At 71.2% G+C, this 23,911-nt stretch carries 26 protein-coding genes; 8 read left to right on the top strand and 18 right to left on the bottom strand.

The annotated features are described in order from the left end of the window. Window position 1 precedes the first annotated feature (1 nt). From ACBJ59_RS35350 to ACBJ59_RS35335, 4 genes are read right to left on the bottom strand one after another with little or no spacing between them, the layout of a single operon-like run. Window positions 2-1,546, bottom strand: a complete 1,545-nt coding sequence (locus ACBJ59_RS35350) for a bifunctional uroporphyrinogen-III C-methyltransferase/uroporphyrinogen-III synthase (RefSeq protein ID WP_364126272.1) — start codon at window positions 1,544-1,546, stop codon at window positions 2-4. Beyond that, a complete protein-coding gene (hemC, locus tag ACBJ59_RS35345; protein WP_375114538.1) occupies window positions 1,543-2,460 on the bottom strand; it encodes a hydroxymethylbilane synthase in 918 nt (305 codons plus the stop codon). The genes ACBJ59_RS35350 and hemC overlap by 4 nt, the downstream gene beginning before the upstream one ends. Next, a complete protein-coding gene (locus tag ACBJ59_RS35340; protein ID WP_375114537.1) occupies window positions 2,460-3,716 on the bottom strand; it encodes a glutamyl-tRNA reductase in 1,257 nt (418 codons plus the stop codon). The genes hemC and ACBJ59_RS35340 overlap by 1 nt, the downstream gene beginning before the upstream one ends. Continuing rightward, entirely contained in the window at window positions 3,713-4,390 is a 678-nt protein-coding gene (locus ACBJ59_RS35335; RefSeq protein WP_375114536.1) for a redox-sensing transcriptional repressor Rex, read from the bottom strand. Before ACBJ59_RS35335 ends, ACBJ59_RS35340 begins: the two co-directional genes overlap by 4 nt. Before the next feature lie 115 nt (window positions 4,391-4,505). Between ACBJ59_RS35335 and ACBJ59_RS35330 the strand changes: the two genes are divergently transcribed. Beyond that, complete coding sequence (locus ACBJ59_RS35330; RefSeq protein ID WP_364126262.1) at window positions 4,506-4,742, top strand: glutaredoxin family protein; 237 nt, start codon at window positions 4,506-4,508, stop codon at window positions 4,740-4,742. A gap of 6 nt (window positions 4,743-4,748) precedes the next feature. Here the strand turns inward: ACBJ59_RS35330 and ACBJ59_RS35325 are convergent, their stop codons facing one another. Beyond that, window positions 4,749-6,233, bottom strand: coding sequence for an antibiotic biosynthesis monooxygenase (locus ACBJ59_RS35325; protein WP_375114535.1), 1,485 nt, complete (start codon window positions 6,231-6,233; stop codon window positions 4,749-4,751). A gap of 179 nt (window positions 6,234-6,412) precedes the next feature. On the opposite strand from ACBJ59_RS35325, the gene ACBJ59_RS35320 reads away from it, so the two are divergent. The 3 genes from ACBJ59_RS35320 to ACBJ59_RS35310 are packed head-to-tail and all read left to right on the top strand — an operon-like array spanning window position 6,413 to window position 8,697. Next, on the top strand, window positions 6,413-7,099 hold the full coding sequence (locus ACBJ59_RS35320) for a sigma-70 family RNA polymerase sigma factor (protein WP_364126257.1): 687 nt from the start codon (window positions 6,413-6,415) through the stop codon (window positions 7,097-7,099). A gap of 59 nt (window positions 7,100-7,158) precedes the next feature. Then, window positions 7,159-7,797 (top strand): DUF5667 domain-containing protein, encoded by a 639-nt coding sequence (locus ACBJ59_RS35315; RefSeq protein ID WP_375114534.1) that lies wholly within the window; start codon window positions 7,159-7,161, stop codon window positions 7,795-7,797. A 30-nt stretch (window positions 7,798-7,827) separates the two neighbouring features. Beyond that, window positions 7,828-8,697, top strand: a complete 870-nt coding sequence (locus tag ACBJ59_RS35310) for an HAD family hydrolase (RefSeq protein WP_375114533.1) — start codon at window positions 7,828-7,830, stop codon at window positions 8,695-8,697. Window position 8,698: 1 nt separating this feature from the next. Here the strand turns inward: ACBJ59_RS35310 and ACBJ59_RS35305 are convergent, their stop codons facing one another. The 9 genes from ACBJ59_RS35305 to ACBJ59_RS35265 form a co-directional block, all read right to left on the bottom strand. Beyond that, window positions 8,699-9,703: an LCP family protein gene (locus ACBJ59_RS35305; RefSeq protein ID WP_375114532.1), complete on the bottom strand. Its 1,005-nt coding sequence runs from the start codon at window positions 9,701-9,703 to the stop codon at window positions 8,699-8,701. Between the two features lie 2 nt (window positions 9,704-9,705). Continuing rightward, window positions 9,706-10,284: an RNA polymerase sigma factor gene (locus ACBJ59_RS35300; RefSeq protein ID WP_364126247.1), complete on the bottom strand. Its 579-nt coding sequence runs from the start codon at window positions 10,282-10,284 to the stop codon at window positions 9,706-9,708. Window positions 10,285-10,342: 58 nt separating this feature from the next. After that, a complete protein-coding gene (locus ACBJ59_RS35295; protein ID WP_375114531.1) occupies window positions 10,343-11,140 on the bottom strand; it encodes an SDR family NAD(P)-dependent oxidoreductase in 798 nt (265 codons plus the stop codon). Window positions 11,141-11,209: 69 nt separating this feature from the next. Beyond that, complete coding sequence (locus ACBJ59_RS35290; RefSeq protein WP_375114530.1) at window positions 11,210-12,109, bottom strand: lysophospholipid acyltransferase family protein; 900 nt, start codon at window positions 12,107-12,109, stop codon at window positions 11,210-11,212. Continuing rightward, entirely contained in the window at window positions 12,106-13,101 is a 996-nt protein-coding gene (locus ACBJ59_RS35285) for an NAD-dependent epimerase/dehydratase family protein (protein WP_364126238.1), read from the bottom strand. The genes ACBJ59_RS35290 and ACBJ59_RS35285 overlap by 4 nt, the downstream gene beginning before the upstream one ends. 22 nt (window positions 13,102-13,123) lie before the next feature. Beyond that, on the bottom strand, window positions 13,124-13,222 hold the full coding sequence (locus tag ACBJ59_RS35280; protein ID WP_018654693.1) for a 30S ribosomal protein bS22: 99 nt from the start codon (window positions 13,220-13,222) through the stop codon (window positions 13,124-13,126). Between the two features lie 174 nt (window positions 13,223-13,396). Then, window positions 13,397-13,600 (bottom strand): helix-turn-helix domain-containing protein, encoded by a 204-nt coding sequence (locus ACBJ59_RS35275; protein ID WP_026214222.1) that lies wholly within the window; start codon window positions 13,598-13,600, stop codon window positions 13,397-13,399. A 312-nt stretch (window positions 13,601-13,912) separates the two neighbouring features. Further along, window positions 13,913-14,695 carry a phosphatase gene (locus ACBJ59_RS35270; RefSeq protein WP_375114529.1) on the bottom strand — a complete coding sequence of 261 codons (783 nt, stop codon included), beginning with the start codon at window positions 14,693-14,695 and terminating at the stop codon, window positions 13,913-13,915. A 14-nt stretch (window positions 14,696-14,709) separates the two neighbouring features. Then, entirely contained in the window at window positions 14,710-15,873 is a 1,164-nt protein-coding gene (locus ACBJ59_RS35265; RefSeq protein ID WP_375114528.1) for an acetoin utilization protein AcuC, read from the bottom strand. A 127-nt stretch (window positions 15,874-16,000) separates the two neighbouring features. Between ACBJ59_RS35265 and ACBJ59_RS35260 the strand changes: the two genes are divergently transcribed. The 4 genes from ACBJ59_RS35260 (at window position 16,001) to ACBJ59_RS35245 (ending at window position 19,502) form a co-directional block, all read left to right on the top strand. After that, the gene (locus ACBJ59_RS35260) at window positions 16,001-17,128 is read left to right on the top strand and encodes a sensor histidine kinase (RefSeq protein WP_375114527.1); all 1,128 of its coding nucleotides are present in this window, start codon (window positions 16,001-16,003) and stop codon (window positions 17,126-17,128) included. After that, window positions 17,125-17,793 (top strand): response regulator, encoded by a 669-nt coding sequence (locus ACBJ59_RS35255; RefSeq protein ID WP_375114526.1) that lies wholly within the window; start codon window positions 17,125-17,127, stop codon window positions 17,791-17,793. The genes ACBJ59_RS35260 and ACBJ59_RS35255 overlap by 4 nt, the downstream gene beginning before the upstream one ends. 81 nt (window positions 17,794-17,874) lie before the next feature. Then, window positions 17,875-18,765, top strand: coding sequence for an ABC transporter ATP-binding protein (locus ACBJ59_RS35250; RefSeq protein ID WP_375114525.1), 891 nt, complete (start codon window positions 17,875-17,877; stop codon window positions 18,763-18,765). Next, window positions 18,762-19,502, top strand: a complete 741-nt coding sequence (locus ACBJ59_RS35245) for a hypothetical protein (RefSeq protein ID WP_375114524.1) — start codon at window positions 18,762-18,764, stop codon at window positions 19,500-19,502. Before ACBJ59_RS35250 ends, ACBJ59_RS35245 begins: the two co-directional genes overlap by 4 nt. A gap of 46 nt (window positions 19,503-19,548) precedes the next feature. On the opposite strand, the gene ACBJ59_RS35240 is transcribed toward ACBJ59_RS35245, so the two are convergent. The 4 genes from ACBJ59_RS35240 to proC all read right to left on the bottom strand — a co-directional run bounded on the left by ACBJ59_RS35240 (window position 19,549) and on the right by proC (window position 23,909). Beyond that, a complete protein-coding gene (locus ACBJ59_RS35240; RefSeq protein ID WP_375114523.1) occupies window positions 19,549-20,733 on the bottom strand; it encodes an ABC transporter permease in 1,185 nt (394 codons plus the stop codon). Next, window positions 20,730-21,419 (bottom strand): ABC transporter ATP-binding protein, encoded by a 690-nt coding sequence (locus tag ACBJ59_RS35235; protein ID WP_375114522.1) that lies wholly within the window; start codon window positions 21,417-21,419, stop codon window positions 20,730-20,732. The genes ACBJ59_RS35240 and ACBJ59_RS35235 overlap by 4 nt, the downstream gene beginning before the upstream one ends. Window positions 21,420-21,448: 29 nt before the next feature. Next, a complete protein-coding gene (locus tag ACBJ59_RS35230; RefSeq protein ID WP_375114521.1) occupies window positions 21,449-22,798 on the bottom strand; it encodes an efflux RND transporter periplasmic adaptor subunit in 1,350 nt (449 codons plus the stop codon). Between the two features lie 316 nt (window positions 22,799-23,114). Continuing rightward, on the bottom strand, window positions 23,115-23,909 hold the full coding sequence (proC, locus tag ACBJ59_RS35225) for a pyrroline-5-carboxylate reductase (protein ID WP_375114520.1): 795 nt from the start codon (window positions 23,907-23,909) through the stop codon (window positions 23,115-23,117). Between the last annotated feature and the right edge of the window lie 2 nt (window positions 23,910-23,911).

Genomic DNA, 23,911 nt, shown 5'->3' with positions numbered 1-23,911 from the left:
CTCATTTGGCTCTCCTCCTGGCTCCCCGGCGGTTCTGCGAGGGCCGGCGCGGGGTGTCACCCACGGCCAGGGCCGCCTGGCGCTGCTTGGCTCCGTACTCGGCGACCGCGGCGGCCAGGGCGGAGGCGGACGGCTTGTCGGCCATGACGTCGACCCGGAGCCCGAACTCCTCGGCCGTCTTGGCCGTCTGCGGCCCGATGACCGCGATCACGGTCACGTTGTGCGGCTTGCCCGCGATGCCCACGAGGTTGCGCACGGTGGACGAGGAGGTGAAGAGCACGGCGTCGAAGCCGCCGCCCTTGATGGCCTCGCGGATGGGCGCGGGCGGCGGGGCGGCCCGCACGGTGCGGTACGCGGTGACGTCGTCGCACTCCCAGCCCAGCTCGGTGAGCCCGGCGACGAGCGTGTCGGTGGAGATGTCGGCCCGCGGCAGCAGCACCCGGTTGATCGGGTCGAGCATCGAGTCGTACGGCGGCCACTCGGCCACCAGCCCCTCGGACGACTGCTCCCCCGAGGGCAGCAGGTCGGGCTTGACCCCGAACTCGACCAGGGCCCGCGCGGTCGCGTCGCCCACGGCCGCCACCTTGAGCCCGGCGAAGGCACGGGCGTCGAGACCGTATTCCTCGAACTTCTCGCGCACCGCCTTGACCGCGTTCGAGCTGGTGAAGGCCACCCACTCGTAGCGGCCGGTGACCAGGCCCTTGATCGCGCGGTCCATCTGCTGCGGCGTGCGGGGCGGCTCGACCGAGATGGTCGGCACCTCCTCGGGCACCGCGCCGTAGGCGATGAGCTGCTCGGACAGGCTGCGCGACTGCTCCTTCGTACGGGGCACCAGCACCCGCCACCCGAACAGCGGCTTGGTCTCGAACCACGACAGCTTGTCCCGCAGCCCCACGGCCTCGCCGACCACGATCAGCGCGGGCTCGGTGAACCCGGCGTGCTTGAGGTCGGCCTGGAGCCGTCCGAGCGAGGACACGACGGTGTACTGCTCGGTGGTGGTGCCGCCGCTGCTGACCGCGACGGGCGTGGTGTCGGGCTTGCCGCCGGAGACGAGGGCCTTGCCGATGGCCACGGCGTCGCCGATGCCGTTGTAGATCACCAGCGTGCCGCGGCAGGCGGCGTGGGCCGCCCAGTCCTGCTCCTGGGCCGCGTCGACGATCCGGAACTCGGGCACGGCGGTCGCCGGCGGGATGCCCGCGTAGGTGAGCACGGCGGTCGCGGGCGGCACACCGGGCACGATCTCGAAGTCCACCTCCGCCGCGGCACAGGCCGCCACCTCCTCGGTGATCGAGGAGAACAGCATGGGGTCGCCCTCGCAAAGGCGCACCACGAGCTGCCCCCGTGCGGCGCGCTTGACGAAGTCGCCCTCGGCGACCTCGACGCCCGTGCGGCAGTGGCGCAGCAGCGGGGTCTGCGTCTCCGCGTCGAGCACCACCGCGTCGGCCTTGCCGAGCAGCTCGGCGGCGCGGAGGGTGAGCAGGTTGGGATCGCCGGGGCCCGCGCCCACGAACGCGACGAATCCGGAGGTTGGACTATCGGAGCTCAATGGGAATGCTCCCCCATCAATCTGTCGGCCCCTTCGGCGATCATCTCGGCCGCGAGGAGGCGGCCCAGGTTCGCTGCCTCCGAAGGAGAGCCGGCGGCGGACTTGCGGACCGCTTCGCGGCCGTCGATGGAGACGACCACTGCGGTCAGGTTCAGAGTGTGCCCGTCATCGGCCGCGAAAGCACCCACCGGTGCGGAGCACCCGGCCTCCAGGGCGGACAGCACGGCGCGCTCGGCGGTGACCGCGGAGCGCGTGGCCGGGTCGTCGAGCACGCGCAGGAACTCGATCAGGTCGGAGCGGTCGGAGCGGCACTCGACGGCCAGCGCGCCCTGGCCGGGTGCGGGCAGCAGCTCCTCGATCTCGAAGATCTGGGCGATGTCCGCGCTGCGGCCGATCCTGGTCAGGCCGGCCGAGGCCAGCACGACCGCGTCGAGCTCGCCCGAGGTGACCTTGCCGATGCGCGTGTCGGCGTTGCCGCGGATCGGGACGTATTCCAGGTCGGGGCGCAGCGCGCTGAGCATGGCCACGCGACGGGGCGAGCCGGTGCCGACCCTGGCCCCGGGCGGCAGGTCCGCGAACTTGTGCATGCCGACCAGCGCGTCGCGGTGGTCGTGACGGGCCGGGATGGCGGCCAGTGTGAAGCGCGGGTCCTGCTTGGTCGGCAGGTCCTTCAGCGAGTGGACGGCGAAGTCGACCTCGTCCTCGATCAGCTTGTCGCGCAGCGCGCTGACGAACACGCCCGTGCCGCCGAGCTGCGCGAGGTGCGCCTTGGTCACGTCGCCGAAGGTCGTGATGCCGACCAGCTCCACCGCCCGCCCGGTGCGCTGGGTGTAGGCGTCGGCCACCATGCCGGACTGCGTGGTCGCCATGAGGCTGCGGCGGGTGCCGAGACGCAGGGTGCCCAACCGTGACATCACAGCTCCACCTCCCTCACGGCCTCGGGCATCTTCGGATCCAAATTGAACAACTCACGCAACGCTTCCGCATAATGATCGCCTCCTGGGCAGGTGGCGAGCTGCTTGACACGCACAGTCGGCTCGTGAAGCAGTTTGTCGACGACCCGCTGAACGGTCATGGCGACCTCGTCCTTGACCCGCTCGTCGAGGTCGGGCACGCGCATCAGCAGGCGGCCCAGCTCCGACTCGACCACGCTCGCCGCCTTGCTGCGCAGCGCCACCACGGTCGGGGTGACCTTGGCCGCCCGCTCGGCGTCGAGGTAGGCGCGCAGCTCCTCGGCGACGAGGGCGCGTACGGACTGAACGGCGTCGCCCTCGCGAGAGCCGATGCCGGACTCCTGGATCGTCTCCAGGTCCACCAGCGTGACGCCGGGGACGGCGCGCACGGCCGGGTCGATGTCGTGGGGCAGCGCCAGGTCCAGCAGGAACGCGGGCCGGCTCAGCATGCCGGGGGTGATGACGTGGCGGCCGGCGCCGGTGCAGGTGATCACCAGGTCGGCCGTGGCCAGCTCGTCGGCCACGGCGGCGAACTCGACCGCCCGCCCGCCGACGGACTCGGCCAGCCGGGCGCCCCGCTCGTACGTACGGTTGGCCACGACGATGTCGGTGACCCCGGCGCGCGCCAGCGTGACGGCGGCCAGGGAGCTCATGGAGCCCGCGCCCACCACCAGCGCGCGCCGCCCGGCCAGGTCGCCCGCGAGGGCGAGGCCCGCGGAGACGAGGGAGGCGCCGTGCTTGTCGATGCCGGTGTCGTGGTGCGCCCGCTTGCCGACCCGCAGCGCCTGCTGGACCAGGTCGTTGAGGGTGGCGCCCACCGTGCCCTGCCGCTGGGCCAGCTTGAGCGCCTGGCGGACCTGCCCGAGGATCTGGCCCTCGCCGACGACCATGGAGTCGAGGCCGCACACCACGGAGAACAGGTGCTCGACCGCCCGCTCCTCGTAGTGCACGTAGAAGTGCGGCGTCAGCTCGTCGACCGGGACGCCCGAGTGCACGCCCAGCAGGTTGCTGATGGCGGTCACGGCGGCGTGGAAGCGGTCGACCGTGACGTAGACCTCGACCCGGTTGCAGGTCGAGACCACCATGGCCTCGGCGACGCAGGGGTCGCTCTGCACGTCGTGCAGGAGCTTGACGAGCGCGTCGCCCGTCATCGAGACGCGCTCGAGAAGAGCCACCGGCGCGGTCCGGTGGCTTAGTCCGATAGACAGAACACTCATTGACTGTCCACCGCCATGAGTGGCCCCCCAGCCTTGCGTTGCTCGTGGAACGCGAGAATCTGCAGTTCGATTGATAGGTCGACTTTACGGACATCGACGGTGTCCGGTACGGAAAGTACGACGGGCGCGAAGTTCAGGATGCTGGTTACGCCCACGGCGACCACGCGATCGCAGACCTTCTGCGCCGCTGCCGCCGGTGTCGCCAGAACCACGATCGAGACTCCACGCCGCTTGATGACGGCTTCCAGTTCGTCGATGTGCTCCACATTCAATCCCGCGATGGTGTCGCCCACGACTTCGGGGTCGGCGTCCACGAGCGCCGCGACCCGGAAGCCCCTGGAGACGAAACCGCCGTAGTTGGCCAGCGCGCGACCGAGGTTACCGACTCCGACGATCGCGACCGCCCAGTCTTGCGTCAGGCCGAGCTCGCGGGAGATCTGGTAGACGAGGTATTCGACGTCATAGCCTACGCCGCGGGTGCCGTAGGAGCCGAGGTGCGACAGGTCCTTGCGCAGTTTGGCGGAGTTCACGCCGGCCGCCACGGCCAGGTCCTCCGAGCTGACGGTCGCGACGCCCCGCTCCGCCATCCCGTGCAGCGCCCGGAGGTACAACGGAAGCCTGGCGACCGTCGCCTCGGGTATACCGCGGTCACGGGGCTGGGACGGGCTCTTCACGTGCCGGTGCTCCAGGGGACGGGCGGCTTGGGGACCGCGTGACGGGAATCGAACCGTCTTTCAGGTTAATCCCTTTGTGAACCGATGCACAAAGTCAGCGGGGTACGGTTGCGTTATGCATCGCATCACGTTGCTCGGCAAGCCCGGCTGTCACTTGTGTGACGACGCGCGAGAGATCATCGCGAGGGTCGCGGGCGAGCTCGGCGTGCCGTGGGAGGAGGTCAGCATCGACTCCTCCGACGAGCTCAAGGAAAAATACTGGGAGATGATCCCCGTCACGCTGATCGACGGCGTGCAGCACGACTTCTGGCGCGTCGACGAGAGCCGCCTGCGCGCCGCGCTCACCACCTGAGCGGGCTCAGTACATCGCGGTGGGCAGCGGCACCACCTTCGCGGCGTTGACGGTGAGCTCGATCACATTGGTGGCCAGCACCATGGCCTGCCGTTCGTTGACGAACCTCTCCACGTGCGGCTGCCGCTGGTGGTCGCGGTAGGCGACCTCGTCGCGGTAGAGCTCGTAGACGATCCGCTGCAGCGGCGCCGACTTCACCGCGTGGCAGGCGTAGACCAGCGTGTCCGGCTCGCCGCGGCGCACGGCCTCGACGGTCGCCTCGGCCAGCCGGTCGAACGCGTCGCCGGCCCCGTCCATGATCGTGAAGACCGTGAGCAGGCCGTAGATGGTCGGTGACGGCTTGCCGGAGGCGGGCTGCTGCCGCGGCGCGGGCGAGAACACGTCGGCGCCGGGGAAGACGGCTCCCGTCCCGGGCACGGCGTAGTCGGGGCGCTGGGGCGGGGCGCCGTTCATGATGTAGCCGGTCGAGGGACCCGCGTCGGGCGGCGGGGCCATGCGGGCGGCGTAGTCGACCTCCTGGTCGCCCGCGCGGTATTCGGCCACCAGGTCCCCCAGCCCGGACGCCCGGCGCGGCGGCGCGGGCGGCAGGTCGGCGGCGGGCACGGGCTCGGGCATGCCCATCGGCTGGGGCCTCTCGTCGCGGAACATCGGGCGGTCGCCAACTGGCATCTGGCGGTCGCCGACCGGCATCGGGCGCTCGCCCAGGGGCATGGGCCGCTCCTCGCGATGCTGGGCACGCTCGTCGCGGCGCTGAGAGCGCTCGTCACGGCGTGCGGGCCGCTCGTCGCTGTCAGGACCGAAGTCGTCCTCGTCGTCGTCCTCGTACGGCGCCAGCGGCCGCAGCACGGTGTACCAGACCGCGGCCCCGGCCACGGCCAGCAGCGCCGTGGTGAACAGCGCCGGCACCGGGAACCTCATCGCGCCCACGAGCGCCAGCCCCGACGGGACGATGACGACGGTCGCGTGCAGGTTGTCGGTGTCGTATTCGTCGCCGCTGCGCCACTTGAGCCCCGCCACGACCAGCATTGCCAGCATGACCAGCACGGCGACGGCGTGCACGCCGATCAGCAGGTAGCCGGGCGGGACGTTCCAGTGGGTCGCGGCGGAGGGCAGGGACTTGCCCATGTCCGTGTTCTTCAGCGGGTCGAAAACCATGATCACCGCGGCGACGACGGTCAGCGCGATGCCGAGCAGCCACGCCAGGAACCGGGGCGGCACCTTCTCCGACAGCAGCTGCACGAGCCCGATGGCCAGCCAGAGCGGCGCCAGCAACGATCCGGTCACCTGGTAGATCCGGAAGGTGACCTGGCCGAAGCCCATGAGATAGCCGATGCCGATCACGACCAGTGAAAGGCAAAGAGCCACGACTGCAACGGTCCAGGCGATCAACCACCCCTCGGGCTCGTCGCGCAGTCGTTGGATCAGGGCACCTGCCGCGATCGCGGCCAGGAGCGCACCGGCAAGAGCTATGACAGCAACGAGGATCTCCATGGTGACTCCAATGCTGCCGGACGATGCCTCCCAGCCGGTAGCCGAAGAGGGAACGGGTCGGTCCAACACGGTATCCGCCGATTACGCCTAGTCATGCCAGGACGATGTGGATTGTGAATTTTCCGGTTGATTTCTAGAGTGTTCGAGCACGCCGCACCCCTTACCCCTAGGGATACCGGATGCCTGACTCGTCGCCGTTCGCCGGGCTGCTGGCGCCAGCGGTCGCTGGACCTGCCCGGACGGGCGAGCTCGCCGTGCGCGAAGACGTACGTGACAGCGGGCGTGAAGACGTGCGCGAGGACGCGCGGGACGGCGTGCCCGACGACCTGCGTACGCTGGTGATGCACGCCAAGAACGGATGCACGCAGTCCTTTGGCACGCTCTATGACCGCTACGTCGACCTCGTCTACCGCTACATCTACTTCCGCGTGGGCTCCCACCCGCTGGCCGAGGACCTCACCAGCGAGACGTTCCTGCGCGCGCTGCGCAGGATCGGCGACTTCACCTGGCAGGGCCGCGACTTCGGGGCCTGGCTCGTGACCATCGCGAGGAACCTGGTGACCGACCACTTCAAGTCCGGGCGCTACCGGCTGGAGGTGCCGACCGGAGAGGTGATCGACGTTCCGCTCGACGGTTCCCACATCCCCGAGAACGCCGTGGTCACGGCCATCATCAACGACCGCGTGCTGCGTGCCGTACGCGATCTCAATCCCGAACAACAGGAATGCGTGGTCCTGCGCTTCCTGCACGGCCTCTCGCTCGCGGAAACCGCGCTGATCATGGGGAAGAAGAGTGGAGCGATCAAAGCGCTGCAGTTCCGGGCCGTACGGGCGCTGGCCAGGGCTCTCAAGCACGACCTGGCGTAACCTCCGCCATCGGCCCCTCGTTAGGCAAGTGTCATGGCCTGGTCGGTCAGGGAGCTGTCATGAGTAGTGCGCGCAGGCGGCGGGAGCGCGTGCTCGAACACCTCACGGAGCTGAGGGAGCTGCCGCTCGGCGGCGCGCCGGAGCCTGCCTTCAGGGACCGGCTGCGCGCCGAGCTGCTGTCCGGCGCGCTCGCCGAGGAGCGGGCGGCGCCGGCCGCGCCGGCGGGCCACCGCCGCCCGGTCCGGCGCCGGCCGCTGCTGTCCCAGCTCGCCGCCGTGGGGCTGGCGGCGGCCATGATGGTCTCCTCCTTCGCCACCTACCGGGCGGTGCCGGGTGATTCGCTCTACCCGCTCAAGCGCGCCGCCGAGAGCACGCTCGTCCGCCTCAGCACCGACGACGCCGAACGCGGCGAGCGCGAGCTCGCCTCGGCCAAGACGCGCGCCAAGGAGGTCGCGAGCCTGCTCGGCTCGTCCACCGACGGCCCGCTGATCGACAAGACGCTGGAGGACATGGAGGAGTCGACGCGGGCGGGCATCAGCCGCCTCGAACGGACCGAACCGCGCTCACCGAAGATCAAGACTTTCGCGCGGGACCAGAAGGAGACCGTCAAGCCGATGCTCCAGCAGCTCAACGAGGATCAGCTGGCCCAGGCGGAGGGGTACCTCGACTACATCGAGGGTCTGGTCGCCCCTGAGTAGGAAAGTAAGCTGAAGCCCATGTGGCGGCTTATGCGACGACGACAGGAAGTCCGGCCGGAGGTCGCCGGTGAGGCCGCGGCGCGAGCGGCGGTCACCGTCGCCCCGGTCGCCCCGGTCGAGCCCGACCTGCAGGCCGCGGCCTTCTTCGACGTGGACAACACGATGATGCGCGGCGCGTCGATCTACCACTTCGCCCGCGGGCTGGCCACCCGCGGCCTGTTCACGACGTCCGACCTGTTCAAGTTCGCCGTCGGGCAGGCGGTGTTCCGCCTGCGGGGCAACGAGAACCCCGAGCACATCGCGGTGGCCAGGGAGACGGCGCTGGCCTTCGTCGCCGGCGCCAAGGTCGACGACGTCGTACGCCTCGGCGAGGAGATCTACGACGAGGTCATGGCCGACCGCATCTGGGGCGGCACCCGCGCCCTCGCCCAGAGCCACCTCGACGCCGGCCAGCGGGTCTGGCTGGTCACCGCCACGCCGATCGAGCTGTCCAGGGTCATCGCGCAGCGGCTCGGCCTGACGGGCGCGCTCGGCACGGTCGCCGAGACCAGCAACGGCGTCTACACCGGGCGGCTGGTCGGCGACCTGCTGCACGGACCCGCCAAGGCCGAGGCCGTGCGCGCGCTGGCCCGCCGGGAGGGGCTGGACCTGACGCGGTGCACGGCCTACAGCGACTCGGCCAACGACCTTCCCATGCTGTCGCTGGTCGGCAACGCGGTGGCGATCAACCCGGACAGCGAGCTGCGCGAGCACGCCAGGAAGCACGACTGGCCGATCAAGGACTTCCGCACGGGCCGCAAGGCCACGCTCACGGCCCTGCCCATCGCGGCAGGCGTGGGGGCGGTCGCCGGCGGAGTGGCGGCGGGCCTGGCCCTGCGCCGCCACTACCGCCGGTCCTGAGCTACTCCTTCAGCGACTCGAACAGCTGGTCCGCCTCCGGCTGCGCCCACTCGATCCGGTTCCTGTCCTTCGCGTGCGGCTTCCAGGGCACCGCCAGGAAGGTCATCTTGGTGCCGGCCAGCTGCGTGCCCAGCTCGTACATCTCCTCCAGGCTGAGATCGGTCCTCACCTTCTCGCGCAGCACGGCGAGCAGGTCCTTGAGCTTGCCGGGTTCGGCGACCATCCGCTGCGCCTTCTTCAGCATCGCCAGCACGACCGTCTGCTGCCGCTTCAGCCGCGCGATGTCGGAGCCGTCCCCGTAGCCGCGCAGGCGCACGTAGCCGAGGGCCCGCTCGCCGTCGAGCACCTGCTCGCCCGCGGAGAGCCGCAGCTTGGAGGCCCGGTCGTCCACCGGCTCGGGCACCTTGACGGTCACGCCCCCGAGCGCGTCCACCATGTCCTTGAAGCCGGCGAAGTCCACGTCGATCGTGTAGTCCAGGCGCAGTCCCGTCAGCTTCTCCAGCGTCGTCCTGAGGCACGCGGCGCCACCCTTGGCGTACGCCGAGTTGATCATGTCGATCCGGGCCGGCTCCGAGCCGCAGGGCGCGATCCGCACCATCGAGTCGCGCGAGATGCTGACCGCCGTGGCCCTGCCCCGGTCGGCCGGCACGTGCACGATCATGATCGTGTCGGAGCGCTGGTCCGCGTGCTGGCTCCGCGGGCCGTACTTGGCGTTGCCCGCGCCCTGCCGCGAGTCCGAGCCGATCACCAGCACGTTCCTGGCGCCGCTCACGTCCACCCGATCGGCCCCGGCCGGCGGCGCGGCCGTGTGCTGGGTGCCGATGAGCACCGTGGGCACCGCGACGGCGGTGGCCGTGGCGGCGGCCACGAGGCCGGCCGTCCACCAGCCCGTCCACCTGCGCCGGGGGCGGGCGCGCAGGAAGCGGTCCCGCTGGCGGGCGAGGGTCGCGGGAGGTTCGTGCTCCAGCTCTCCCCCGAGGTTCCGGAGCAGCTTCAGGTCGTCCATCGTCACTCCTCCTCCATCGGGTTGGCGTCGCCGAGCGCGGCACGTACCTTCCGCCTGCCCCTGTTGAGGCGGGAGCGCACGGTTCCGACGGGGATGCCGAGCGCTCGCGCGACCTCCTCGTACGTGAGATCGCCCCAGGCGATCAGCAGCAGGACGTCGCGGTCCTTGGCCGGGAGCGCGGCCAGCGCGCCGGCCAGCTCCGCGCGGACGGCCTGGGCGGTCACCCCGGCCGCCACCCGGTCTGCGGGCGACTCCACCTCGGAGTCGACAGGGGCGCGCAGGAGGGCCCGGTAGCGGGCCGCCTCCGTGCGGTGGTGCCGGGAGACGAGCTTGGTCAGGATGCCGAACAGCCAGGGCCGGGCGTCCGGGTACGCCAGGTCGTAGCTCCTCCTCCGGGAGAAGGCGACCAGGAAGGTCTCCCCGACGAGGTCCTCGGCGGGCTCGGGGCCGAGGCGTTTGGAGACGTACCTGTAGAGCATGGCGGAGTAGCGGTCGAAGAGCTCGGCGAACGCCTCGGGTTCGGTCCACGAGGCGCTCACGAGCTCCGAGTCCGCACCCTTGACGGCGGGTTGCGTGATCATCTCCGCCCTTCTGTGGGGGATCGGTCACGGATGTCTTGCCACAACCCGCCGTTCGGGTTCACAGCTCCTTGAGCTGGCCCCCGTCGATCACGAACTCGGCACCGGTCGTGCTGCCGGAGCGGGGGGACACGATCAGGGCGATCGCGTCGGCGATCTCCTGCGGGTGCACGAGCCGCCCGGTGGTCAGCTTCATCATCGCAGGGGCGACCTCGGAGATCACACTCTCCTTGTCCGACCCGGCCAGCCCGGCGATGACCTCGGCCGCGCCGCCCTGCTTGGTCCACCAGTCGGTCAGCACCGGCCCGGGCGAGACGGTGTTGGCCCTGATGCCCTGGGGGCCGTACTCCTCGGACAGCGACTTGCCGATCGCCAGCACGGCCGCCTTGGCCGCGCTGTAGTCCACGTTCATGGCGCCGGGCTGCCTGCCCATCGTCGAGGACACGTTGACGATCGAGCCGCCGCCCCGCTCCAGCATGACGGGCACCGCGGCCCGGATCATGCGTACGGCGGCGAACACGTTGAACTCGAACATCGCCCGCCAGTCCTCGTCATCCGGCGTCATGAACCCCACCCGCGGCAACGTCGCCCCGGGCGGCGGCCCGCCGGCGTTGTTGACCAGGATGTCCACCCCGCCGAACTCCTCGACCGCGCGGGCGACGACCCGGGCCGGGGCCTCCGGGTCCATCAGGTCCACCGCGACGTGCGCCACCTTGCCGTCGATGGGAGCTTCGGCGGGCGTGCGCGAGGCGGTGACCACGTGGGCGCCCTCCTCGGCCAGGGTGCGGGCGACGGCCAGGCCGATGCCCTTGGACGCGCCCGTGACGACGGCGACGCGGCCGGAAAGCTGCAGATCCATGGGAGTTCTCCTCCGGTGTTCGGCGATGACGGTTGCTGAACACCGGGGCCGCCGCGGAGGTTGCAGCCCTCAGAGGAACGGCGGGAAGGCGTGGCCCCTGCGCAGGCGGAGCTCGTTGAGCAACTGCTGGATGACCTCGCGCACGTGGTCGGTGATGTTGAAGACGGTCATGGGGTCGTCGGCCGCCGACGGGTCGTACTCGTCGGTGCGGATCGGCTCGCCGAACTCGATCATCCACTTCGACGGCAGCGGCACCAGGCCGAGCGGGCCGAGCAGCGGGAAGAACGGGGTGATCGGCAGGTAGGGCAGGCCCAGCATCCGGGCCAGGAACTTCAGGTCGCCGATCTTGGGATAGATCTCCTCGGCCCCCACGATCGCGGTGGGCACGATCGGCACCCCGGCGCGGATGGCCGAGGCCACGAAGCCGCCGCGGCCGAAGCGCTGCAGCTTGTAGCGCTCGGAGAACGGCTTGCCGACGCCCTTGAATCCCTCGGGGAACACCCCGACGAGCTCGCCCTTGCGCAGCAGCCGGTCGGCGTCCTCGCGGCAGGCCAGCGTGTGGCCGGTCTTGCGCGCCAGGTGGCTGAGCAGCGGGAGCTGGTAGACCAGGTCGGCGCCGAGCAGTCGCAGCGGCCGGCCGGCCTCGTCGTGCAGCGCTACCTGCAACATCAGCGCGTCCATCGGCAGGGTGCCCGAGTGGTTGGCGACGATCAGGGCGCCGCTGTCGTCGGGGATGTTCTTGAGCTCGACCGTCTCCACCCTGAACCAGTGGTTGTAGAGCGGCCTGATCAGCTCGAGGACCACCTTGTCGGTCAGCTCGGCGTCGTAGCCGAACTCGTCGACCTCGTAGTCGCCCGTGACCCGCCTGCGCAGGAAGGCCAGCATCCTGGCCATGGGGTCGGGCTCCTCGAAGGAGGGTGCCGCACTGATCGGGATCACGCGGGCCTCTTCCTCGTGGGGAACGCTCAAGTGAGGACACCTCCGAACGGCCGCAGGCCGCGCGAGCGCAGGTAGTCGTCGAAGGCCGCCCCGGTGGTGAACTTGGGCTTCCAGCCCAGCTCCGCCTCCAGCCTGGAGGTGTCGACGGCGCGGCCGTGGCTCATTAGCCTGACCTGCTCCGGCGAGTATTCGACCAGCCCGATCTTGCGTACGGCGCTGCCCAGCGCCCTGAAGGCGGGCGAGAACAGCGGCAGCGACGGCCGCCCCGCCCTCCGGGCGCACTGCGACAGCAGCAACACGCCTGCCCCGGCCACGTTGTACGTGCCGGGGTGATCCTCGGTCGCCATCCGGCGCAGCACCTCGACCGCGTCGTCCTCATGGACGAACTGCAGCCGCGGGTCGAAGCCGAACACGGTCGGCAGCACCGGCTGGGTGAAGTAACGCGTCAGCGGCGAGTCGACGCCGGAACCCATGAAGTTGGCGAAGCGCAGCAGCGACACCGTCACGTCGGGACGGCGCCGGGCGAAGCCCCGCACGTAGCCCTCGACCTCGACCGCGTCTTTGGCATAGCCGTGGACGGGGCCGTCGTGCGGCTCCAGGTCCTCGGTGAACACCGCCGGATCGCGGGGCGACGAGCCGTAGACGGCGGTGGTGGAACGCACCACCACGCGCCGCACGGTCGCCGACCGCTGGCAGGCACCGAGCAGTTGCATGGTGCCGATGACGTTGTGCTCCTTCATGGCGGCCCTGCCACCGCTCCGCGAGGGAGCGCTGACCAGGCTCATGTGCACAACGGTGTCGATGTCCGCGGCCGCGATCACCTGAGCGATGTCGGGGCTGCGCAGATCGACCCGGACGAACTCCGTCCGGCCGAGAGAGATGCCGCCTTCTCGCGTCAGCGAGGAGGGCGGCACGGTGTCCACTCCGATGACACGGCTGATGTCCGGGTCCGCCGCCAGAACGCTCGCCACCCGGGCGCCTATGTGGCGCGAGACCCCGGTGACAAGCACGGTGTGGGTCATCAGCGCCTCGCAGCTGCGTCGGTTACTTCTTGTTACGCCGCTGGATGCGCGTCTTCTTGAGCAGCTTGCGGTGCTTCTTCTTAGCCATCCGCTTGCGGCGCTTCTTGATGACAGAGCCCACGGGACCCCCAGGTACTGATAGCAAGTCTGGAACGGAGTGCGAGCGCACACCGGGTCACAGACTACCGGCGATCCATGGTAGATCGCCCCCCGGGGGGTGAGAGCCCGGTCGCATGTGCGGCGGCCGGGCCCCTCCCGCGACAGCATTCACGACACGGTCTGGCGTGTCGCTACATCAACCTGCCTCGATGTAGGCCTCCCGCAGATAGTCGTGTACCGCCTGCTCAGGCACCCTGAACGATCGGCCGACTCTGATGGCCGGCAGCTCGCCAGAGTGGACGAGCCGGTACACCGTCATCTTGGACACCCTCATGACCGTCGCCACTTCTGCGACGGTCAGGAACTTCACCTCGCTGAGAGGTCTTTCGCCTGCACCCATCGGACGCCTCTTCCGCACGTGTTTCCGGGTTATCCCCACTGGTGCCATTGCTCACGCACGTGTACTGCCGTCAGCGTAAGTCGGGACTCCGAGTGCGCAAACCCCCTATTTTCTCAGCCGACGGAGCCACCTGTCAGCCGAACCAGCGAAATCGCTGGCCAGCAGCCGGGCCGAGCACCTCACTCGGACGTTGGAACTGTCCAAGCTGCCACACATAAGAGTCGCCGGAGCCCCATCAAAAGTTGGCAAAGGGACAGCGAGCCCCTTGGAATGCAGGCGCGAAAAGACGGTATGGGGATGACCGAATCGGACTCAAAGGGCGCGTGAGACTTCTGTGACTAGTCTCTCGGTCAGCGGAGCGTAATAGCGCGGTAGCACGTTGTCGTCAAGTGGCACGACCACGTCAATCTTGCCCTCCGCCTCCCCGACGAACAGCCCGGGGTCGTTGCTGTCGGCGAACGCCACTGTCGGCACACCGGCCTCTCCGGCCGCTCCCGCCCAGCCATGATCGGCGATCACCAGGTCCGGCAGGTCGTCACCGAGCTCGCCGAGCATGTGCCGCATCGGGGCGGAGTCGTGGGTGTGCACCAGCGCGCCCCGGTCGTCGAGCATGGCGATGTCCTGCAGGTAACGGATCCTTCTGGGACGACCGAAACTCGACCCCGCGTACGTCCAGCCCTCGGCGGGCGACAGCAACCGCGCGCCGCGCGCGGCGCAGAAGGCGGCCAGCCGCAGGTGCACGGCCAGCAGGCCCGTGGGGTGCCCGGTGGCGAACAGGATGCGCGGGCTCGGCCGCGTCAGCACGGCGGCGATGCGCTCGGCCATGGCGTCGATCGCGTCGATCGTCAGGTCGGGGTCGATGGTGTCCTGGCCCCAGCGGTGTCCCGGGTCGGAGACCACGCCCGCGGACTTGGCCATCAGCGCCAGGATGTCGCGGTAGGACCACGGCTGGTCGAACGTCAGGCCCAGCGCGTAGTAGGGATCACCGTTGGCCAGCGAGCTGTAGTGGTCGAGGTTGTTCTCGCGAGAGGTCGCGACATCGCCGGCTATGCGGCTGTAGACAAGTTGTTCTCGGAGTTCGTCGCGGCTCAGCACTGCTTCTTTCCTCGTCAGGGCATCGGATCGAGGCCGTGCAGGGGGAACACCGCGTGCCGGGTCGCCATGACCGCACGGTCAATGGGGTCCGCTGGATCATAACCATCGGAGAAGTCGCGAAATTCCGGGCTTCGGCCGTCGGTCATGGTAAGGGGCGGGGTCTCGCCCGTACGCTCCCGCACGAACCGGCGCCATTCCTCGCTCGTCGGCGTGGCCGGATCGAGCGGGTGCCCCGCCATCTCGGCGATGAGGTGCGTCCACGCCCGCGGCACCACCTGGACGAGCTCGTAGCCGCCACCGCCGGTCGCGATCCACCGCCCGCCGGCCGTCTCGTGGGCCAGGCGGTGCAGGGCGGCGTACGCGGCCCGCTGGCCGTCCACGCTGAGCATCAGGTTGGCCAGCGGGTCGAGCGCGTGGCTGTCGCAGCCGTGCTGGGTCACCAGGATCTCCGGCCCGAAGTCGTGCAGCAGCGGCGGCACGACCGCGTGGAAGGCCCGCAGCCAGCCGGAGTCGCCGCAGCCGGCCGGGAGCGCGACGTTGACGGCCGTTCCGTCGGCGCCGGTCTCCTCCGGGAACCCGGTGCCGGGGAAGAGCGTGCGGGGGCTCTCGTGCAGGCTGATCGTCAGGACCCTGGGGTCGTCGTAGAACACCGTCTGCACGCCGTCGCCGTGGTGGACGTCGACGTCCACGTACGCGATGCGGCCCACCCCCCGCTCCAGCAGCCAGGCGATGGCCAGCGCCGGGTCGTTGTAGACGCAGAACCCGCTCGCCACGGCGGGCATCGCGTGGTGCAGCCCGCCGGCGATGTTGACCGCGTGCTCGGCCGAGCCCTCCCAGACCGAGCGGGCGGCGGCCAGGGAGGCGCCGGCGATCAGCGCGGAGGCCTCGTGGACGCCCGCGAACGCGGGGTTGTCGGTCGTGCCGAGCCCGGCGGTGAGGTCGGGCCGGCCGGAGGCGGACACGCGCTTGACGGCCTCGATGTAGCCGCGCTCGTGGACCAGGGAGAGCTCGTCGTCGGTCGCGGGCGCGCAGCCGGTCATCTCGACCTTGTCGAGCACGCCCAGCTCGCGGGCCAGCGCCATGGTCAGCTCCACGCGCACGGGATGGAGCGGATGGCTCGCGCCGAAGTTGTAGGAGGTGAGAGCGTCGTCCCAGATCACCCGTGCCGACCGGCTCATGCCAACCCCTCTGCTGCGCCCTCGCCTTGCGCCGACGTTACCGCAGCGCAGGCACCTCGTTGTAGCCCAGGTTCATGGCTGTGAAACCTGCGGGCAATAGGGGAAAATCGTGAATTAGGGTTTCAGCGTGCGCGTGGCGCGGGCCTTCATGAAGATCGTGCGGTTCTTACGGCGTCCCCAGGTGTTCGACCGGGCGCTGGTGATCGTCCTGGCCGCGCCGATGCTCATCGGGACCATCGCCCTGGTCCTCCGGGGCCAGACGGGCACCGTCCCGGGCTCGGCGCACTACCTGCTGGGCCTGGCGCTGCTGCTCATGCGCCGCCGCCGCCCGATCCTGACGGCGGCTCTGGTGGCCGCGACCGACGTGGTCTTCCTCGCCACGCAGACCGTGGCGATGACGAACCTGCCCACGATCATCGCCCTCTACAGCGTGGGCCGCTACACCAGCGGCCGCACGACCGCGATCGCCTCCGGGGCGGCGTTCGCCGTCTACGCCACGGCGCAGGAGCTGTCCTGGCCCGGCGCGGGCGGCTGGGTGGCGGCGCTGTTCACGGTCGGGATGTCCGTAGGGGTCGGGCAGCTCGTACTCCTCAGGGCGGAGCTCAACGACCGCAACAGGCGCGAGGTGGCCGACGCCGCCGTACGGGCGGAGCGCCGGCGCATCGCCAGGGAGCTGCACGACGTGGTGGCGCACCACATCACCGTGATCAACGCGCTGGTCGGCGGCGCGCGGGCCACGCTCCCGCCGGAGCAGGAGGTCACCAGGAGCGCCCTGGAGAGCGCCGAGCAGACCGCCCGCCAGGCGATGTCGGAGATGCGCCGCCTGCTCGACGTGCTCAGGGCCGACGGCAACGAGGGGCCGGACGCCGCGACCGGGGTGGGCGCGGAGCGGCTGCCCGAGCTGATCAAGGAGGCCGCCTCGGCCGGGCTGCCCGCCAGCCTGACCGTGACGGGCGAGCCCGTCGGCCTGCCCGCCGCCGTGGACCACGCGGTCTACCGGATCGTGCAGGAGGCGCTGACCAACACCCGCAAGCACGCGGTCAGCGCCAGGGCCAGCGTCCGGCTGGCGTACGGGCCCGCCGCGGTCGAGGTCGAGGTGCTCGACGACGGCCTGGCGAAGGCCGGCGGGACACCGGGCTTCGGGCTCGGGGGCATGGCCGAGCGGGTGGCCCTGTGCGGCGGCCAGCTCTCCACCGGCCCCCGCCCGGACGGAGGATTCCGCGTGCACGCCCGCATCCCGCTGGAGACGAGATGACGCCTGACGGAACGATCAAGGTGCTGCTGGCCGACGACCACGAGCTGGTGCGCAAGGGCTTCAGGCTGATGCTCGACGCGCAGCCCGACCTGGGCGTGGTCGGCGAGGCGGCGGACGGCGCGCAGGCGGTGGACCTGAGCCGGCGGCTGCGGCCGGACGTGGTGCTGATGGACCTGCACATGCCGGGCATGGACGGGGTGCGCGCGACCCAGCTGATCACCGCCGAGCTGCCGGGTGTGCGGGTGCTCGCGCTGAGCACGTTCGACCTGGACGAGAACGTGGTCGCCGCCCTGCGCGCGGGCGCGGACGGATTCCTGCCCAAGGACGTCTCGCCGGAGGAGCTGATCGAGGGCGTGCGCGTGGTGCACCGGGGCGAGTCCGCCGTCGCGCCGCGCCTGCTGACCCGGCTCATCGGCACGTTCGTCCGCACGTCTCCCCCGCGCCCGGCCCCGGCCGAGCTGGGCGGGCTCACCGAACGCGAGCGGGAGATCCTCGTGCTCATCGCCCGCGGCAGGTCGAACGCGGAGATCGCCGCCGGCCTGTCCGTCTCGCCCTCGACCGTCAAGAACCACGTGACGAGCCTGTTCGCCAAGATCGGCGTCAGGGACCGCGCGCAGGCCGTGATCGTCGCCTACGAGGCGGCGCTGATCCACCCTGGAGAGTAGGACCAGGGTCCTACACGGCCGTCCCCGAAACGGTTCCCGGGCAGGAAGAAACCGGGCGCGCGCAGCGGCACGCTTGGAGCCATGACCGCGATTCGGGCTACGAACCTGAGCAAGCGCTACGGCGGCACCGTCGCCGTGGCGGACCTGTCGTTCGACGTCGAGCCGGGTCAGGTGACCGGCTTCCTCGGCCCCAACGGCGCCGGCAAGTCGACCACCATGCGCATGATCCTCGGCCTCGACCGGCCTTCGGGCGGCTCCGTGCTCGTGGACGGGAGGCCGTACGGCGAGCTGAGACACCCCCTGCGCAAGGTGGGGGCCCTGCTGGACGCCAAGGCCGTGCACGGCGGGCGCAGCGCCCGCAACCACCTGCTGGCCATCGCGCAGAGCAACGGCATCCCGGCCGGCCGGGTGAGCGAGGTCCTGGAGCTCGTCGGCCTGCGCGAGGTCGCCAGGCGGCGGGTCGGCGGGTTCTCGCTGGGCATGGCGCAGCGGCTGGGCATCGCCGCGACGCTGCTCGGCGACCCGGAGATCCTGCTGTTCGACGAGCCGGTCAACGGCCTCGACCCGGACGGCATCCTGTGGATCCGCACGCTCATGCGCAAGCTGGCGGCCGAGGGGCGGACGGTGTTCGTCTCCAGCCACCTGATGAGCGAGATGGCGCAGACGGCCGACCACCTGATCGTGATCGGCAAGGGCCGGCTCATCGCCGACACGAGCGTGCAGGAGTTCATCGGGCGCAGCTCCCAGGGGTACGTACGCGTGCGCTCGCCCCGGCTGGCCGAGGTGGCCGAGCTGGTCAAGGTGGGCGAGCTGCACCCCGACCACCTGCGGGTCACCGCGATGAGCACCCTCGAGATCGGCACTCTCACCGCCCGTGCGGGCCTCCCCCTGGAGGAGCTGACGTTCGTGCAGCCCTCGCTCGAAGCGGCCTACATGGAGCTGACCAAGGACAGCCTGGAGTTCTCCTCATGATCGACATCCTCAGGTCCGAATGGACCAAGATCCGCTCCGTGCGCTCGACCGTGTGGACGCTGGCCGCCACGGTGGCGCTGATGGTCGGCATCGGCGCGCTCATCAGCGCCGCGAACAGGGGCAACACCGACGGCCCCATCCCCGCCGACGAGGCCATCGCGGGCAGCCTGGTCGGCGTCATGTTCGCCTCGCTCTCCCTGGCCACTCTGGGCGTGCTGGTGATCTCCAGCGAATATCGCACCGGGGGCATCCGCACGTCGCTCATGGCCGTGCCGAAACGGCTGAGCCTGCTCACCGGCAAGATGCTGGTGTTCACCGCGACGGCGCTGGTCACCTCCGCGGTCGCGTCGGCCGCCGCGTTGGCCGTGGGCCTGGCGATCATCCAGCCGCCCTCGCTCGTGCTGGGCGACGCGGCGCGGGCCGTCGGCGGGGCCGCCCTCTTCCTGACCGCCTGCGGCGTGTTCGGGCTGGGTCTGGGCACGCTGGTCCGGCACACGCCCGGCGCGATCATGGCGGCCACCGCGCTGATGCTGGTGCTCCCTCCGCTGATGAACCAGCTGCCCGGGCAGTGGGGCAGGACCGTGGCCGACTACTTCACCACCAACGCCGGGATGCTGATCGCGAACGGGCAGAGCAGCGCCTCGCTGGGGCCGTGGAGCGGGTTCGGCGTCTACCTGGTCTGGATCGCCGTCACCGTGGTCGCGAGCGCCGCACTGCTGCTCCGCCGGGACGCCTGACCCGGCCCGCTGCTCCGCCGGGACGCCTGACCCGGCGCGCGCGGGCTCATTCGGCGCGGAGGGCGATCACGGGATCCAGCCGGCCCGCCCGCCGCGCCGGCGCCACGCCGAAGAACACCCCGACGGCCGCCGACACCCCGAAGGCCAGCACGATCGACCACCACGTGATCGACGCGGGCACCTCGGTGAGCGCCGCGATGGCCAGCGAACCGCCGACCCCGAGCATGATCCCGATGAGCCCGCCGATCGTGGTCAGCAGCACCGCCTCGATGAGGAACTGGGCCAGGATGTCGCGCTGCCTGGCCCCCAGCGCCTTGCGCAACCCGATCTCGCGGGTGCGCTCGCGCACGCTGACCAGCATGATGTTCGACACGCCCACGCCGCCGACCAGCAGCGAGATGCCCGCGATGGCGGCCAGCACGCCGGTGAGCATGCCCAGCACGCTGCCGATCGTGCCGAGCAGCGCCGTCTGCGTGACCGCCGAGAACTGCTCGCCCGGGTACCGGTCCCGCAGCGCCGCCGTCACCCGGTCCGACAGCGGGTCGATCTCCTCGGGCCCGGACGCGCCGACGGCCAGCCCGTTGATCCGCTCGATCCCGAGCAGCCGCTGCGCCGTGGTCACCGGGATGTGGATCTCCTGGTCCCGCGAGAGGCCGAACGTCTGCCCCACCTCGGCGTACACCCCCACCACCCGGAACCTCGCCCCCGCCACCGTCACCTGCCGCCCGATCGGGTCCAGGTCGCCGAAGAGCCGGTCGGCCACCTCCGAGCCCAGCACGGCCACCCGGCGCCGGGTGTCCACGTCGGTCTCGCTGAGCGCCCGGCCCTTGCCGACCGGCCGCTCGAAGATGTTGACCATGTTCTGGTCGGTGCCCATCACGGTGACGAACACCTCGGTCCGGCCCACGCGTACGGTCTCGCCCGACTGCAGCGAGACCGTCACCTTCGACGGGTCGCCGACCACCCGCCGGACGTACGCCACGTCGGCCAGCCCGAGCTTGCTCTGCGAGGGCGCCGCGCCCAGGCTGATGCGGCCGGGGACGACGAGGATGATGTTCGTGCCGAGCCCGGAGATCTGCTTCTCGATCTCGTCCTTCGCGCCGGTGCCGATGGCCACCAGGATCACCACGGCCAGCACGCCGATGATCACCCCGAGCATGGTCAGCACGCTGCGCAGCCGGTTGACCCGCAGCGCCTCCAGCGCCATGACCAGCGCCTCGCCGCCCCTCATGACGCGCTGTCCCGCTCGATCAGTCCGTCGCGCACGTGGATCTGCCTCCTGGCGTGGGCCGCGATCTCCGCCTCGTGCGTGACGAGCACCACGGCCACGCCCCCGTCGGCGTTGAGCCGGTCGAGTATGGCCATGACCTCGGCCCCGTTGCTGGTGTCGAGGTTGCCGGTGGGCTCGTCGGCCAGCAGCACCTTCGGCTCGCCGACCAGCGCCCGGGCGATGGCCACGCGCTGCTGCTCGCCGCCGGACATCTGCGAGGGCCGGTGCTCCATGCGATGCCCGAGCCCCACCGACTCCAGCGCCGCACGGGCCCTGGCGCGCCGCTCCGCCCGCCCCAGACCCCGGTAGACCAGCGGCAGCGCCACGTTGTCCAGCGCCGAGGTCCTGGCCAGCAGGTGGAAGGACTGGAAGACGAAGCCGATCGTCTTGTTGCGCAGCTCGGCCAGCTCGGCGTCGGACAACCGGGAGATGTCCACCCCGTTGACCCTCAGCACGCCCGTCGAGGGCCGGTCGAGGCAGCCGAGCAGGTGCATGAGCGTGGACTTCCCGGATCCGGACGGGCCGACGATGGCGGCGAACTCGCCCTGGTCGATCCGGAGCGACACGCCGCGCAACGCCTCGACGGCCACGCCGTCGAGCTGGTAGCGGCGGGCGAGGTCCACCGCTTCGATGGCGGGGGCCGTCATGGCAGGATCCGCCCCTCCCGTACGGAGCGTCATGGGAGGGTCTGCCCCTCCCGTACGGAGTCCGCGCCCTTGACCACGATCCGCTCGCCCACGGACAGCCCGCTCAGCACCTCCACCACGGCGTCCCCCTGGGCCCCGAGCTTGACCACGCGCCGCCGCGCCACGCCGTTGCTGACCGCCCACACCACGCTCTCGCGCCCGCTGGAGACGATGGCCGAGGCGGGGGCCGAGACGGCCGACGCCGACTCCCGCACGGTCAGCCGCGTGACGGCGCTCATGCCCGGCTTGGGCGTGGGCGCCTTGGAGCCGTCGTCGAAGGCGCCGGCGCCGAGCGAGAGGCGCACGGGGTAGCTGACGCCGCCCGTGGTGCCCTCCATGGGCGTGACGCCGATGCCGGTGACCACGGCCGTGTACGTGGCGCCGGGCACCGCGTCCAGCTCGACGTCGGCCTTGACGCCCGCGCGCACCAGCAGCACGTCCGTCTCGTCCACGTCGGCGGCCAGGGTGAGCTCGGAGACGTCGGTGACGGTGGCGATCGAGTCACCGGCCGAGATCGGCACCCCCGTGGCGACCGGGGTGCCCGAGGCGGACCCGCCGGAGGGCATGGACGGCAGCTGCTGCCCGCCGCCGGGGAGCTGGCTGAGCAGCCCCTCGACCCCGCTCGGGGCGCCGCCGCCGCCGGACACCCGGCCCAGGGTGACGATGCCGGAGAACGGCGCCTTGACCGTGAGCGACCGCACCGTGCTCTCCGCCGCCTTGACCGCGGCCCTGGCCTGCGACTTCGAGGCGGCCTGGAGGGAGGCCATGGAGCTGGACAGGCCGCTGCTCACGCCGGTCAGCAGGCCGCTGATCGAGCGGTTGAGCTGGGCGGTGATCGACGACAGGGCCTTCGCCTGCGCCCTGTGCTGGGCCTGGGCCAGGTCGATGGCGCTCAGCAGCTGCTTGCGGGCCTGGGGGTCGTCGACCTTCCTGGCCTCCTTGCGGGCCTTGGCGAAGTGGGTGGCGACCTTGCGGTCGAACGCCCTGGTGTCGAAGGTTGGCAGGCGTACGTTCGGGGTGAAGCTCGCAGGGGCCGACATCCTGGACGTCTGGCGGGCCTGGCGCAGCTGGTCCTCGGCCTGGGGCGAGCGGATCCTGGCGATGATCTCGCCCTTGCGGACGCGGTCGCCCTCGCGGACGTACAGCTTGGCGATCGTGCCCTGGGCGGGAGAGCGCAGTGTCGCGGAGGCCCGCGCGCCGATGGTGGCGGGGGCCTCGACGACCTCGGTGACCGGGGCACGCCGGACCTCGGCGAGCTGGACGCTCGGCGGTTCCTCGGAGGTGCAGCCGGTCAGTGCTAACAGGACGAGCAGCGGGGCGAGCCCGCGACGGATCGTCACCCGACCCATCGTAGGATCCCGCCCACCCGCCTCCACAAGCGCCCGCTCGGGCTCTCTTCCCCCTGCCGACCCACCCAGCTCAGCACCACCCCGAGCCTCGCGAGCACGCCGGGCGGCGGTCGCGGAGCGGGGCGGACCGGCGCGGAGCGGGGCGGACCGGCGCGGAGCGGGGCGGACCGGCGCGGAGCGGGGCGGACCGGCGCGGAGCGGGGCGGACCGGCGCGGAGCGGGGCGGACCGGCGCGGAGCGGGGCGGACCGGACCGGCGCGGACCGGACCGGCGCGGAGCGGGGCGGACCGGACGGGCGCGGGAGCGGTCAGCCGGAGGCGAGCTGGCGGCCGCGGTCGCGGGCTGCCTCGATGGCCGCCAGGAACGCCGCGCGCACGCTGTGCCGTTCCAGCTCCGCGATGGCCGCGATCGTGGTGCCCCCCGGCGAGGTGACGGCCTCGCGCAGGATCACCGGGTGCTCGCCGGAGTCGCGCAGCATCACCGCGGCCCCCACGATGGACTGGGTGACCATGTCGAGCGCGGCGGCCCGCGGCATGCCGAGCAGGATGCCGGCGTCCACCATGGCCTCGACCAGGTAGAAGAAGTAGGCGGGCCCGCTGCCGGAGAGGGCGGTGGCGGCGTCCTGCTGCGACTCGGGGATGCGCAGCACCTTGCCGACCGGCTCCAGCAGGCCCTCGGTGAGCTTGAGGTGCTCCTCGCCCGCGTGCGCCCCCGCCGAGATCACGCTCATCGCCTCGTCGAACTTGATCGGCGTGTTCGACATCACCCGCACCACCGGCACGTCGACGCCGAGCCGCTGCTCGACGAAGGACGTCGTGATGCCCGCCGCGGCCGAGATCACCAGGCGGTCGGCGGGGATGTGGGGGGCGATCTCGGCCAGCAGCGTGGCCATGTCCTGCGGTTTGACGGCCAGGATCAGGGTGTCAGCGGCCTTGGCCGCCTCCGGGTTGGACACGACGCGTACGCCATAGGTCTCCCGCAGCGCCTGTGCCCGTTCGGCCCTGCGGGTGGTCGCCATGATGTCGCCCGGCTTGAACCCGGCCCGCAACAACCCGGACAGCAGGGCCTCGCCCATCTTGCCCGTGCCCAGAATCGCGATCATTT

The organism is Nonomuraea sp. MTCD27 (genome assembly GCF_041950495.1).
Classification (GTDB): Bacteria; Actinomycetota; Actinomycetes; order Streptosporangiales; family Streptosporangiaceae; genus Nonomuraea.
Note: the sequence above shows the minus strand (reverse complement) of the source record. Positions and strands in the feature narration are given on the sequence as shown.

Bases quoted from the DNA above. Each gene is read 5' to 3' on its own strand.
- ACBJ59_RS35255 (WP_375114526.1), top strand. From the start codon at position 17,125: ATGACGCCTGACGGAACGATCAAGGTGCTGCTGGCCGACGACCACGAG.
- ACBJ59_RS35320 (WP_364126257.1), top strand. From the start codon at position 6,413: ATGCCTGACTCGTCGCCGTTCGCCGGGCTGCTGGCGCCAGCGGTCGCT.
- ACBJ59_RS35305 (WP_375114532.1), bottom strand. From the start codon at position 9,703: ATGGACGACCTGAAGCTGCTCCGGAACCTCGGGGGAGAGCTGGAGCAC.
- ACBJ59_RS35340 (WP_375114537.1), bottom strand. From the start codon at position 3,716: ATGAGTGTTCTGTCTATCGGACTAAGCCACCGGACCGCGCCGGTGGCT.
- ACBJ59_RS35325 (WP_375114535.1), bottom strand. From the start codon at position 6,233: ATGGAGATCCTCGTTGCTGTCATAGCTCTTGCCGGTGCGCTCCTGGCC.
- ACBJ59_RS35245 (WP_375114524.1), top strand. From the start codon at position 18,762: ATGATCGACATCCTCAGGTCCGAATGGACCAAGATCCGCTCCGTGCGC.
- ACBJ59_RS35275 (WP_026214222.1), bottom strand. From the start codon at position 13,600: ATGGGTGCAGGCGAAAGACCTCTCAGCGAGGTGAAGTTCCTGACCGTC.
- ACBJ59_RS35265 (WP_375114528.1), bottom strand. From the start codon at position 15,873: ATGAGCCGGTCGGCACGGGTGATCTGGGACGACGCTCTCACCTCCTAC.
- ACBJ59_RS35295 (WP_375114531.1), bottom strand. From the start codon at position 11,140: ATGGATCTGCAGCTTTCCGGCCGCGTCGCCGTCGTCACGGGCGCGTCC.
- ACBJ59_RS35315 (WP_375114534.1), top strand. From the start codon at position 7,159: ATGAGTAGTGCGCGCAGGCGGCGGGAGCGCGTGCTCGAACACCTCACG.
- ACBJ59_RS35250 (WP_375114525.1), top strand. From the start codon at position 17,875: ATGACCGCGATTCGGGCTACGAACCTGAGCAAGCGCTACGGCGGCACC.
- ACBJ59_RS35310 (WP_375114533.1), top strand. From the start codon at position 7,828: ATGCGACGACGACAGGAAGTCCGGCCGGAGGTCGCCGGTGAGGCCGCG.
- ACBJ59_RS35285 (WP_364126238.1), bottom strand. From the start codon at position 13,101: ATGACCCACACCGTGCTTGTCACCGGGGTCTCGCGCCACATAGGCGCC.
- hemC (WP_375114538.1), bottom strand. From the start codon at position 2,460: ATGTCACGGTTGGGCACCCTGCGTCTCGGCACCCGCCGCAGCCTCATG.
- ACBJ59_RS35300 (WP_364126247.1), bottom strand. From the start codon at position 10,284: ATGATCACGCAACCCGCCGTCAAGGGTGCGGACTCGGAGCTCGTGAGC.
- proC (WP_375114520.1), bottom strand. From the start codon at position 23,909: ATGATCGCGATTCTGGGCACGGGCAAGATGGGCGAGGCCCTGCTGTCC.
- ACBJ59_RS35330 (WP_364126262.1), top strand. From the start codon at position 4,506: ATGCATCGCATCACGTTGCTCGGCAAGCCCGGCTGTCACTTGTGTGAC.
- ACBJ59_RS35235 (WP_375114522.1), bottom strand. From the start codon at position 21,419: ATGACGGCCCCCGCCATCGAAGCGGTGGACCTCGCCCGCCGCTACCAG.
- ACBJ59_RS35240 (WP_375114523.1), bottom strand. From the start codon at position 20,733: ATGAGGGGCGGCGAGGCGCTGGTCATGGCGCTGGAGGCGCTGCGGGTC.